This window comes from Ectobacillus sp. JY-23, from assembly GCF_023022965.1.
GTDB lineage: Bacteria > Bacillota > Bacilli > Bacillales > Bacillaceae_G > Ectobacillus.
This window is the reverse complement of the sequence record NZ_CP095462.1, coordinates 1768453-1780341: the sequence shown is the minus strand read 5'-3', so window position 1 is coordinate 1780341 and position 11889 is coordinate 1768453. Positions and strand designations below refer to the sequence as shown.

General features: G+C 40.2%; 10 protein-coding genes. All 10 read left to right on the top strand.

All coding sequences use genetic code 11. From position 1 onward, the window contains the following. Positions 1–120 precede the first annotated feature (120 nt). The 10 genes from zapA (at position 121) to MUG87_RS09195 (ending at position 11741) form a co-directional block, all read left to right on the top strand. Positions 121–384, top strand: coding sequence for a cell division protein ZapA (zapA, locus tag MUG87_RS09240; RefSeq protein ID WP_124564276.1), 264 nt, complete (start codon positions 121–123; stop codon positions 382–384). A 3-nt stretch (positions 385–387) separates the two neighbouring features. Next, positions 388–921 carry a CvpA family protein gene (locus tag MUG87_RS09235; RefSeq protein ID WP_247087167.1) on the top strand — a complete coding sequence of 178 codons (534 nt, stop codon included), beginning with the start codon at positions 388–390 and terminating at the stop codon, positions 919–921. Positions 922–976: 55 nt separating this feature from the next. Continuing rightward, a complete protein-coding gene (gene polX / locus MUG87_RS09230; RefSeq protein ID WP_247087166.1) occupies positions 977–2695 on the top strand; it encodes a DNA polymerase/3'-5' exonuclease PolX in 1719 nt (572 codons plus the stop codon). 14 nt (positions 2696–2709) lie between these two features. Beyond that, entirely contained in the window at positions 2710–5067 is a 2358-nt protein-coding gene (locus tag MUG87_RS09225) for an endonuclease MutS2 (protein WP_247087165.1), read from the top strand. 384 nt (positions 5068–5451) lie between these two features. After that, positions 5452–6189, top strand: a complete 738-nt coding sequence (gene cas6, locus MUG87_RS09220; RefSeq protein ID WP_247087164.1) for a CRISPR-associated endoribonuclease Cas6 — start codon at positions 5452–5454, stop codon at positions 6187–6189. A gap of 547 nt (positions 6190–6736) precedes the next feature. Further along, positions 6737–8419 (top strand): AMP-binding protein, encoded by a 1683-nt coding sequence (locus MUG87_RS09215; RefSeq protein ID WP_247087163.1) that lies wholly within the window; start codon positions 6737–6739, stop codon positions 8417–8419. 104 nt (positions 8420–8523) lie between these two features. Next, a complete protein-coding gene (locus MUG87_RS09210; RefSeq protein WP_247087162.1) occupies positions 8524–9111 on the top strand; it encodes a fatty acid metabolism transcriptional regulator FadR in 588 nt (195 codons plus the stop codon). Positions 9112–9124: 13 nt separating this feature from the next. Further along, complete coding sequence (locus MUG87_RS09205; RefSeq protein WP_247087161.1) at positions 9125–9898, top strand: enoyl-CoA hydratase; 774 nt, start codon at positions 9125–9127, stop codon at positions 9896–9898. Between the two features lie 75 nt (positions 9899–9973). Further along, positions 9974–10747 (top strand): electron transfer flavoprotein subunit beta/FixA family protein, encoded by a 774-nt coding sequence (locus MUG87_RS09200; protein WP_247087160.1) that lies wholly within the window; start codon positions 9974–9976, stop codon positions 10745–10747. Positions 10748–10766: 19 nt separating this feature from the next. Further along, a complete protein-coding gene (locus MUG87_RS09195; RefSeq protein ID WP_247087159.1) occupies positions 10767–11741 on the top strand; it encodes an electron transfer flavoprotein subunit alpha/FixB family protein in 975 nt (324 codons plus the stop codon). Positions 11742–11889: the final 148 nt, after the last annotated feature.

Sequence of the window (11889 nt, the reverse complement as noted above, 5' to 3'; positions counted from 1 at the left end):
AAACGGTGATAATGGAAGGTAAGTTCATAAAAAAACCGCGTTCTCTTTCTATTTCCATCTGTCGCCAAATCATGTTATGATAGAAGTTAGGATTCCGTATGTTGATTGGAGGACAGTGAGTTGTCACAGCAAAACCAAAACCGTACTAAAATTAATGTGGAAATTTACGGCCAACAATATGCTATAGTTGGCGATGAAAGCACAAGCCATATACGAATGGTCGCTGCAATTGTCGATGACAAAATGCGCGAAATAAACGCCAAAAATCCTTCTCTTGACATAAACAGATTGGCAGTGCTGACTGCAGTGAATGTAGTGCACGATTACATAAAACTCAAAGAAGAAAACGAACGATTGAAAGAGCGCGCAAAAAGGAATGGATAATATATGATTGATTTACTTATCATTGCCTTGCTGTTACTCGGTTTCATCGTTGGATTAAAACGAGGTTTAATTTTGCAAGCAGTAAGGCTTATTGGCTTTATAGCCGCGTATTTTGTGGCCTATATGTATTGTGATGATGTAGCGCCTATACTTCGGGAGGTTATTCCTTACCCTCTAACAACGTCCGCTCCTGTGTGGTTAGAAGAGGGGGGCGTAGAAGAAGTATTTTACCGTGGTATAGCTTTTGTAATTTTATTTTTTGTTACAAAAATCTCTTTGTCTCTAATTGGGCACTTATTGAACATGTTTGCGCAAATTCCCGTTCTTAAGCAAGCCAATGCTTTGGGAGGCGCCGTTTTAGGTGTTGTTGAAATTTATATTGTGTTATTTGTACTAATTTTAATTGGCACCTTATTGCCTATTCAAGAAGTACAAGCCTCAATTGAGCAATCAGCTCTTTGCCAAATCATCGCAGATAATACACCTGTGCTCTCTGATAAAGTAAAAGAATTGTGGGCGTACGGAGATAGAGTGTAGCTTCTCTTTTTACATAAAGGGAAGTTTTTTCTATGATAAAAAAGGGGTGAGCGCAATGTTTACAAATAAAAAAGAAGTCATCGGGCTTCTTGAAACAATAGCTTTATATATGGAATTAAAGGGTGAAAACCCGTTTAAAATTGCAGCGTTCCGCAAAGCTGCTGCTGCACTGGAAAATGATGAGCGCAGTTTGTCAGCAATCGAAGACTTTACAAAGATAAGTGGTATTGGCAAAGGAACTGCCGCTGTAATCGTCGAGTTTATGGAAAGCGGTGCTTCTGCGACTTTGAATGAACTAAAAGAGGAAGTACCAGCAGGACTGGTTCCTCTTTTAAAGCTTCCAGGACTTGGCGGTAAAAAGCTGGCTAAATTATATAAAGAATTAGGTGTAGTAGATATTGCCACCTTAAAAGCTGCGTGTGAAGCACAGAAGGTACAAGAGCTAGCGGGATTCGGAAAGAAAACGGAGGAAAAGATTTTGGAAGCAATAGCGCAGTTCGGCGCAAGACCGGAACGTTTGCCGATTGCGTTTGTGCTGCCTATTGCCGAGGAAATAGAGCGAAAATTGTCAGAGATGCCCGAAATCCAGCGCTTCTCACGTGCTGGTAGTTTACGACGCGTTCGTGAAACAGTGAAAGACTTAGACTTTATCATTGCTACAGAAGCACCAGAGACAGTTCGGGATTATTTGTTGCAGTTGAATCATATTGTAGAGGTAATTGCCAGCGGTGACACTAAGGTGTCTGTTCGGTTGCAATATGAATATGATATTTCGGTCGATTTTCGGTTGGTACAACCAAAAGAATTTATTACGACCTTACATCATTTTACTGGTTCAAAAGATCACAATGTTCGTATGAGACAAATTGCAAAGGCTAAGGATGAAAAAATTAGCGAATATGGTGTGGAAAATTTGCATACTGGAGAAGTACTAACTTTTGAATCGGAAGAAGCCTTTTTTGCGCACTTTGGCTTACCGTTCATTCCGCCTGAGGTGCGTGAAGATGGAAAAGAAATTGAACGTATACAAGATTACAATGACCTAGTAGAACTTGAAGATGTAAAAGGCGATTTGCATATGCACACAACTTGGAGTGATGGTGCGTTTTCTGTTGAAGAAATGGTACAAGCCTGTTTGGCTCGAGGATACCGATATATGGCAATTACCGATCATTCACAATATTTAAAAGTGGCAAATGGTCTTACTAGAGAACGATTGCAAGAGCAAGGAGAAGAAATTCGTCGTATCAACGAGAAGTATCCAGACATTACAATTTTTCGTGGTGTTGAGATGGATATTTTGCCGGATGGAACTTTGGATTTTGATGACGAAGTATTGCAGGAACTGGATTTTGTGATTGGTGCTATTCATTCTTCCTTCTCGCAAGACCGTGAAACAATTATGAAGAGATTACGAGCTGCTGTTGAAAATGCGCATGTTACTATGATTGCGCATCCGACTGGTCGTCTCATCGGAAGACGCGAGGGGTATGATGTAGACACAGAAATGCTTATACAACTAGCAAAAGAAACGGATACTGTATTGGAATTGAATGCAAATCCGCAGCGCTTGGACTTAAGTGCAGAGTTATTATGGAAAGCGCAAGAAGCCGGTGTTAAAATTGCCATTAATACAGATGCGCACACACTTGATATGCTGGAAGACTTAAAAATTGGTGTAGCTGCCGCTAAAAAGGGGTGGATCCGAAAAGACACGGTAATTAATACATGGGATACAGAGAAATTAATGACATTTCTTCGCCGTCATAAGTAGGGAGGAGCATACGAATGCTGCAACGAACGTTACGCGTTTTAGAATATGACAAAGTAAAAGAACAGCTGATGGAGCACGTTGCGTCATCGTTAGGAAGAGAGAAAGTAAGAGAATTATTGCCAAGCACCAATTACGAAGAAGTCGTATGGCTACAGGATGCGACAGACGAGGGAGCAACTGTGCTGCGTTTAAAAGGGCATGCTCCGCTCGGTGGTGTTTCCGATGTAAGGGCACAGGTAAAGCGAGCTGTTATTGGCAGTATGTTGCATCCGAATGAACTTCTCGATATTTCCACAACGTTGTACGGAAGCCGTCAAATGAAGCAATTTATTGAAGACCTAGTGGAGAATGGTGAGGATTTGCCAATCCTGAGCACGTATGCAGATCGATTAATTTCACTGCAAGCACTGGAGAAAAGTATTAACGCTTGCATCGGTGACGGCGGTGAAGTACTTGACAGTGCAAGCGAGAAGCTTCGTGTGATTCGCGGGCAAATTCGAGGTGCGGAAGGGCGTATTCGTGAAAAGCTAGAAAACATAGTGCGTTCTTCAAATGCTTCCAAAATGCTATCCGATGCCATTGTTACCATTCGTAATGAACGCTATGTTATTCCTGTTAAGCAAGAGTATCGGAATGTGTATGGCGGCATTATTCATGATCAGTCCGCTTCTGGCCAAACCTTATTTATTGAGCCGCAGGTAGTAGTAGATTTGAATAATACGCTGCAGGAAGCGCGGGTCAAGGAAAAGCAAGAAATTGAACGCATTTTGCTTATGCTGACATCAGAAGTTGCCAACGAAAGTGAAGTCATTTTAGAAAATGTAGAAGTACTTGCTGAATTGGACTTTTTGTTTGCAAAAGCTGCATATGCGAAGCGACTGAAAGCATCTAAGCCAAAGCTGAATAACGAACGTTACCTTAAGCTGTTTAAGGCACGCCATCCGCTTATTCCTATGGATGTCGTCGTCGCGAACGATGTGGAGCTGGGCAGCGATTTTACTACAATCGTTATTACAGGACCAAACACAGGTGGTAAAACCGTCACACTGAAAACAATTGGGTTAAGTGTATTGATGGCGCAATCTGGTTTGCAAATACCGGCGCTTGACGGGTCGGAGATTTGCGTGTTTCAGCATGTATTTGCTGATATTGGAGATGAACAGTCCATTGAGCAGAGCTTAAGTACCTTTTCCTCTCATATGGTCAATATTGTTGATATTTTAGAACAAGCGGACTTTCAAAGTCTCGTGCTATTTGATGAGCTTGGCGCCGGAACTGACCCGCAAGAGGGAGCAGCTTTAGCAATCTCTATCTTAGACGAGGTGCATAATCGAGGTGCGCGTGTCATTGCAACTACGCACTATCCAGAGTTGAAAGCGTATGGATATGATCGGGAAAAGGTTGTAAATGCGAGTGTAGAATTTGATGTAAATACATTAAGTCCGACATATAAACTATTACTGGGTGTACCTGGTCGAAGCAATGCCTTTGAAATTTCTAAACGCTTGGGACTTGCAGAGCGTGTTATTACTAGAGCGCGCGGATATATCGGAACAGATACCAATAAAGTAGAAAATATGATTGCGAAGCTGGAAGAAAGTAAGCGCAGCGCAGAAGTGGAATGGAAGGAAGCTGAAGAGCTGCGTAAGCAATCAGAAAAACTGCATAAACAACTGCAGCAGCAAATTATTGAATTTAACGAAGAACGTGACAAAATGCTATTGAAAGCACAACAAGAAGCGGAAATGAAAGTTGAAGAGGCGAAAAAAGAAGCCGAGGAAGTTATTCGTGAGCTTCGTCAGTTGCAAAAAGCGCAGCTTGCTAACTTGAAAGAACATGAGCTGATTGAGGCAAAAAGTCGTTTAGATGCTGCTGCACCAACGCTTGTTAAAAAAGAAGTAAAACCAGCTAAAATACCTTCTAAACGTGTTCTTCGGGAAGGTGATGAAGTAAAAGTACTAACATTTGGCCAAAAAGGTCAGCTACTGGAGCGAGTTAACAATTTGGAGTGGAATGTACAAATTGGCATTTTGAAAATGAAAGTAAAAGAGAGTGATATGGAATATATGAGCAGTCCAAAGCAAGTAGAGAAAAAGCCACTTGCGACTGTCAAAGGAAAGGACTATCACGTCAGCCTAGAGCTGGATCTTCGTGGTGAACGTTACGAAGATGCGATGCATCGTGTAGAAAAATATTTAGATGATGCAATGCTTGCGGGATATCCACGTGTTTCCATCATTCACGGGAAAGGCACAGGTGCATTGCGACAAGGAGTGCAGGCTGCTTTGAAAACACACCGTGGTGTAAAAGGATTCCGTTACGGTGATATGGGAGAAGGCGGCCTCGGGGTGACTGTCGTTGAACTGAAATAATCAAAAGGGGAAATTGGGATGTTTATGGACAAATTAGCCAAGGTGCTTATGGTTCTTTGCGGCATCTTTGTAGTATGGGGGATTGTATACTTAGCGCTATAGTGCCAAGTATGAAAAGGACACCTGAAGCAGGTGTCTTTTTTCATTATTTTAATATTTCTTCATTATATAATTTATATTTACAAATTAAGATATATTTGTTAATATAAAATGTGTTCCATACGTTATCTTTCTGTTCTTTATGAGGAACGTTATCATATTAAATAGCGACATAAACCATAATCATTCGGTTATTTTAAATAATTTAGTTCTTTTTTAAGAATATCCATTTGATATATGCGATATTCACTCTGGATGAATGGTTTAAGAGGGGAAATAACTTTTATGAGACTATCCGTTACGTTTAGGCCACAAAAAACTTTGCACTTACCTTTGAATTATCAATATGTGCTACAAGGCTTTTTATATCGTTCTTTGACATCGCCCCACTTTGCTGATTTTTTGCATGAAGTAGGGTTTCAAAAGGGAAATCGAACGTTTAAGTTATTTACATTTAGTCGTTTATCAGGCATGCATCGGATATTAATTAAACAAAAGAAAATAGAGTTTACTGATACTGTTACATGGCACGTAAGCAGTGTGCTTGAGACGCTAATTCAGCAATTGGCGGAATACCTTATGTTTTCAGAAACGATTCAACTGCATGGGCAAGTGTTAACAGTAGAAAAACTTGAAATTCAGCGCACGAAATTTGAAAAGAACACGTGTAAAATTGAAATGCTTTCACCAGTCACTGTTTATAGTACATACGAAAAAGAGGATCGGAAAAAAACACATTACTTTCAACCGTTAGACCCAGTGTTTCCTGTACTCATTGAATCCAATTTTGAAAATAAATATGAAGCTTATCACGGCAAACGTCCGGAGCATCCTTTTCTTATTAAGCCTCTACAAATTTTGGACAAATATAAAGTGGTTACAACTTTTAAAGGACATATTATTACGGGGTGGCTCGGTAAATTTGAGATTCAATCATCGCCGGAGCAGCTTGCGTTTGCATATGATACTGGCATCGGAGGACGAAACTCACAAGGATTCGGTATGTTTGAAGTTATAGATTAAACAGGGGAGTACTTACCTGTTGTGTGATACTTTAATCCAATACGCTATTAAAAAAACAGCATTACCTGAAAAAAGGTAATGTTTTTTCTATTGTAGGATGTGTTACAGTCTGAGGTTGATAGTGGGTAGTTGTTAATCAGAATGAAAGGGTGGTGCTCCCCTTCAGTGTGATTTTTAATAGGGCATAATTATAAGTAATAATACTGTTGAAAATATGAAAATATCATGTTAAATTGAGAGAGTAACATTATCTTATTTTATTTTCTTATTTATTTTTGTTTTTATCTTACCTGTTCAGGATTTTTCTAATATGAGACCAGTTGCAAGTTATAGTTGTATTTCTAGAAATACAACTATAACTTGCATTTAAAAAAGCACATTGTGTGCTTTTTTTTTGTGCGTAAATCTGTTCTTAGGCAAAAGGGAGTACAAGTCATTTATAATATATATTTCACACCTAAATATCTTTTTATTCGGAATGTTATGATAAATTATGTTTTCATATGATATACTATTACCGAGCAAACAGATATAGGGAGGGAAGCATATGGAAAAACCATGGCTTAGTAGCTATCCTAAGGAAATTCCTCATACAATCTCGTATGATTTAAAGCCATTGCATCAGTATTTGCGTGATACTGCTTTGAAGTACCCTAGAAAGAAAGCGCTTCACTTTATGGGGAAGAATTTAACTTTTCAAGAGGTTTTGGAAAAGGCTGAAAGATTCGCAGCGTACCTACAAACGCTTGGTATACAAAAAGGTGATCGTGTTGCAATTATGCTTCCAAATTGTCCGCAAGGTGTCATTGGATATTACGGTGCACTTTTGGCAGGTGCCATTGTGGTGCAAACAAACCCTTTGTATACAGAGCGCGAGCTTGAATATCAATTAAAAGATGCAGGAGCTAAAGTTATCTTATGTTTGGATCTGCTGTATCCAAAAGTGACAAACGTCAAGAGTCATACAGCATTAGAACATATCATCTTTACCAGCATTGCTGATTTTTTACCCTTCCCAAAAAATCTTCTCTATCCTTTCATCCAGAAAAAACAAACAAAAATCGTAGTGAATATTGTAGAAACAGATGATATTCATTTGTGGAAATCCACCATGCAGCCAAGAAAACCCCAGGAGGTGCCATGTAACCCTGAAGAAGATTTAGCCTTATTACAATATACAGGTGGTACAACAGGATTTCCTAAGGGTGTTATGTTAACTCATCAAAACTTAGTCTCCAATACAGTTATGGGGATTTATTGGTTATATAATTGTGTGCCGGGAGAAGAAGTGGTGCTTGGTGCTTTACCATTTTTCCATGTGTACGGTATGACTGCAGTGATGAACATTTCCATTATGCAGGCATATCAAATGATTCTTATTCCTAAATTTGATGTAGAAGCTATGTTAAAGGCGATTAAAAAGCATAGGGTTACATTATTCCCCGGTGCGCCTACAATGTATATTGCACTGTTAAATCATCCTAAATTACAACAATACGATATATCTTCCGTACGTGCTTGTATTAGCGGTTCTGCGGCGTTGCCAGTAGAGGTACAAGAGCAGTTTGAGAAGATAACAGGAGGAAAGCTGGTAGAAGGCTACGGTTTAACAGAATCTTCGCCAGTGACACACAGCAACTTTCTATGGGCAAGGCGAGTATCGGGTAGCATAGGTGTTCCTTGGCCGGATACCGATGCGAAAGTAATATCATTAGAAACCGGCGCACCTCTTTCTGTGCGTGAAATTGGAGAAATTGTTGTAAGAGGACCGCAAATCATGAAAGGATACTGGAATCGTCCGGAGGCCACAGCGGAAACGCTACGCGATGGCTGGCTGCATACAGGTGATGTCGGTTATATGGACGAAGAAGGATTCTTCTATGTGGTAGACAGAAAAAAAGATATGATTGTAGCAAGTGGTTTTAATATTTATCCTCGCGAGGTTGAAGAAGTATTATATGAGCATGAAAAAGTGCGTGAGGTTGTTGTTGCTGGAATTCCAGACCCTTATCGTGGCGAAACGGTAAAAGCTTACGTTGTATTAAAAGAAGGTGTAACGTGCACAATAGAGGAAATTGATCAATATGCCCGTAAATATCTGGCCGCCTACAAAGTGCCAAAAATATATGAATTTCGTGAAGAGCTACCTAAAACGATGATCGGTAAGATTTTAAGAAGGGCTCTAATTGAAGAGGAGGTTCAGAAAAATAAGGATGAGAAACTGGGCTGATAAAGCCCCTTTTTTATTAATATACGATTGACAATATATAAAATTGTCAGTATCATTAAGTTATGAATGATGATTCATTCATGTTTTAAAAGGAGACAGTAAAAGTGAAGAAAAATAAGCCAAAATACAATCAAATTATTGATGCAGCTGTTATTGTAGTTGCAGAAAATGGCTACCATCAGGCGCAAGTTTCTAAGATTGCAAAGCAAGCTGGTGTAGCTGATGGAACCATTTACTTATACTTTAAAAATAAAGAAGATATTTTAATATCTCTTTTTCAAGAAAAAATGGGGCAGTTTATCGATACCATTCGACTAAAAACGGCAGGAATTGAAAGCGCTGTAGAGAAGTTATTAATGTTGGTAGAAACACACTTCACTTTGCTTTCGGAAAATCTTCATTTGGCCATTGTAACACAGCTTGAACTTCGTCAGTCTAATAAGGATTTACGTCTGAAAATCAATGAAGTTCTAAAAGGATATTTACAAGTCATTGATGAAATTTTGCGCATTGGAGTAGAAGGGCAAGAGTTTCGCAAGGATTTAAATATTCGTGTTGCAAGACAAATGGTGTTCGGTTCAATTGATGAAGTGGTGACCAACTGGGTGATGAGTGATCATAAATATAATCTTGTCGCTCTGTCTACAACGGTTCATGAGCTTTTAGTACGAGCTTTTGAAAACCGAAATTAAAGGAGGAACGTATATGGACTTTCTGTCAACGGTTGTTGAAAAGCACGTAGCGGTGGTGAAAATTAATCACCAGCCTGCAAACGCCATGTCTACACAAGTCTTTAAAGAGCTTACGGAAGTATTCAATGAACTAGAAAAAAATGATGCTGTACGAGTGGTTCTTGTACATGGAGAAGGTAGATTCTTTTCTGCCGGCGCAGATATTCGTGAGTTCATTTCAATTCGCGATGCAGAGCAAGCTACTGCGCTAGCGAAGCAGGGACAGGATGTATTTGAGCGTATTGAGCGTTTTTCAAAACCTGTTATCGCTGCAATTCATGGCGCTGCTCTTGGCGGCGGATTAGAATTTGCGATGTCTTGCCATATTCGAATCGTAGCAGAAGATGCAAAAATTGGATTACCAGAATTAAATCTAGGCTTAATTCCAGGATTCGCAGGTACGCAGCGTCTGCCGCGTTATGTAGGCAGGGCAAAGGCGTTAGAAATGATGCTTACAGGTGAACCGATTACGGGCACTGAAGCTGTGAAATGGGGATTAGCAAACAGTGCGTACCCTGCAGAGAATGTGCTGGCCGAAGCCTTGCAATTGGCTGAGAAAATAGCAGCAAAAAGCCCGGCTTCTGTGAGCGCAATACTTGCTTTGCTACAAACGACGAAAACATCTGAGTACTACGAAGGTGTAGTTCAAGAAGCGGGCATGTTTGGTGAAGTGTTTACCACAGAAGATGGTAAAGAGGGTGTAGCAGCTTTTCTTGAAAAACGCAAACCGGTATTCAATGGCAAATAAGGGGCTCTTTTTTTAGTCCGAAAAGACTGAAAAATTAAAATTAATACAATGTTTAAATATTAAGGGGGATATATCATGAATATCTACGTACTGATGAAAAGAACGTTTGATACAGAAGAAAAAATCGTGATCAAAAACGGCGAGATTTACGAGGGAGAGGCAGAATTTATTATCAACCCTTACGACGAATATGCAATTGAAGAAGCAATTCAAGTAAGAGACGCGCAAGGCGGCGAGGTAACAGTTGTTACGGTAGGTGGCGAAGACGCAGAAAAAGAGCTTCGCACAGCACTGGCAATGGGCTGTGACAAAGCGGTTTTAATCAATGTAGAAGATGACGTGGAAAATCGCGATCAATATACAACAGCAAAAGTGCTAGCAGAATTCTTAAAGGATAAAAATGCAGATTTAATTCTAGGGGGTAACGTTGCAATCGACGGCGCATCCGGTCAGGTAGGACCTCGTGTGGCAGAGGCTCTGGGTATTCCGTATGTAACAACAATTACTAAGCTTACAATTGAAGGAACGAAAGTGACAATTGAACGAGATGTAGAGGGCGATACAGAGGTAATTGAATCTTCTCTTCCTATTTTAGTAACTGCACAGCAGGGATTGAATGAGCCGCGTTATCCGTCTTTACCGGGTATTATGAAGGCAAAGAAAAAGCCGCTTGCTGAAGTTGAGCTTGATGATTTAGATCTGGAAGAAGACGATGTTGAAGCGAAAACGAAAACGATTGAAGTATATCTTCCGCCGCAAAAGGATGCAGGTAAAGTATTGCAAGGAGATTTACAAGATCAAGTAAAAGAGCTTGTTGCATTGTTGCACACAGAAGCGAAAGTCATTTAATTAACAGGAGGCGAAACACATGCGCAAAGTATTAGTAATGGGTGAAGTACGCGAAGGTTCTTTAAGAAACGTGTCTTTTGAAGCAGTTGCAGCTGCCAAAACAATTGCTGAGGGCGGCGAAGTAGTAGGACTTTTAGTAGGAGAAGGAATTGCATCTTTGGCACAGAGCCTAATTACATATGGTGCAGACCGTGTTATTACGATTGAAGATGCAAAATTAAAAGCATATACGTCAGACGGTTATGCACAAGCAGTATTGGCTGCGGTGGAAGCAGAGCAACCAGGCGGGATTGTATTTGGTCACACAGCTTTAGGAAAAGATCTTTCGCCAAAATTAGCAGCAAAGCTTGATGCTGGTCTTGTATCTGATGTAACAGCACTTGAAGTAGCTGGTGGTAATGTAGTATTCACACGCCCAATCTATTCAGGTAAAGCGTTTGAGAAAAAGATTATTACAGACGGAATCGTATTTGCGACAATTCGCCCAAATAACATCCAGCCATTGGCACAAGATCTATCCCGTACAGGTGAGGTTACCTCTTTATCTGTGGATATTAAAGATTTGCGGACAATTATCAAGGAAGTAGTTCGTAAAGCTGCAGAAGGCGTTGACTTATCCGAAGCGAAGGTTGTTATTGCTGGTGGTCGCGGTGTGAAAAGTGCAGAAGGATTTAAGCCGCTTCAAGAGTTGGCGAATGTATTGGGTGCTGCAGTAGGTGCTTCACGCGGTGCGTGTGATGCTGAATACTGTGATTACTCTCTGCAAATTGGGCAAACGGGTAAAGTGGTTACACCTGATTTATACATTGCTTGTGGTATTTCCGGGGCCATTCAGCACTTGGCAGGTATGTCCAACTCCAAAGTAATTGTTGCCATCAACAAAGACCCAGAAGCAAATATCTTCAAGGTAGCAGACTACGGTATTGTAGGCGACTTATTTGAAGTTGTACCGCTACTAACAGAAGAATTTAAGAAGCTCAAAGTACATTCTTAATTTGTGCATTACCCCTAATTATATGAAAGCGAGAAGTCCCCTGCTTCTCGCTTTCGCTTCGTATAAGAGGGGGGTTGTGAGGAACAATACATAATATTCGCCACAGCAAGAAGAGAATGTTATACTCTTCTGTAGAATAACCTTAAAG

Excerpts from the sequence above, each read along its gene's own strand:
- MUG87_RS09235 (WP_247087167.1), top strand. The coding sequence starts at position 388 with ATGATTGATTTACTTATCATTGCCTTGCTGTTACTCGGTTTCATCGTT.
- polX (WP_247087166.1), top strand. The coding sequence starts at position 977 with ATGTTTACAAATAAAAAAGAAGTCATCGGGCTTCTTGAAACAATAGCT.
- MUG87_RS09225 (WP_247087165.1), top strand. The coding sequence starts at position 2,710 with ATGCTGCAACGAACGTTACGCGTTTTAGAATATGACAAAGTAAAAGAA.
- cas6 (WP_247087164.1), top strand. The coding sequence starts at position 5,452 with ATGAGACTATCCGTTACGTTTAGGCCACAAAAAACTTTGCACTTACCT.
- MUG87_RS09215 (WP_247087163.1), top strand. The coding sequence starts at position 6,737 with ATGGAAAAACCATGGCTTAGTAGCTATCCTAAGGAAATTCCTCATACA.
- MUG87_RS09205 (WP_247087161.1), top strand. The coding sequence starts at position 9,125 with ATGGACTTTCTGTCAACGGTTGTTGAAAAGCACGTAGCGGTGGTGAAA.
- MUG87_RS09200 (WP_247087160.1), top strand. The coding sequence starts at position 9,974 with ATGAATATCTACGTACTGATGAAAAGAACGTTTGATACAGAAGAAAAA.
- MUG87_RS09195 (WP_247087159.1), top strand. The coding sequence starts at position 10,767 with ATGCGCAAAGTATTAGTAATGGGTGAAGTACGCGAAGGTTCTTTAAGA.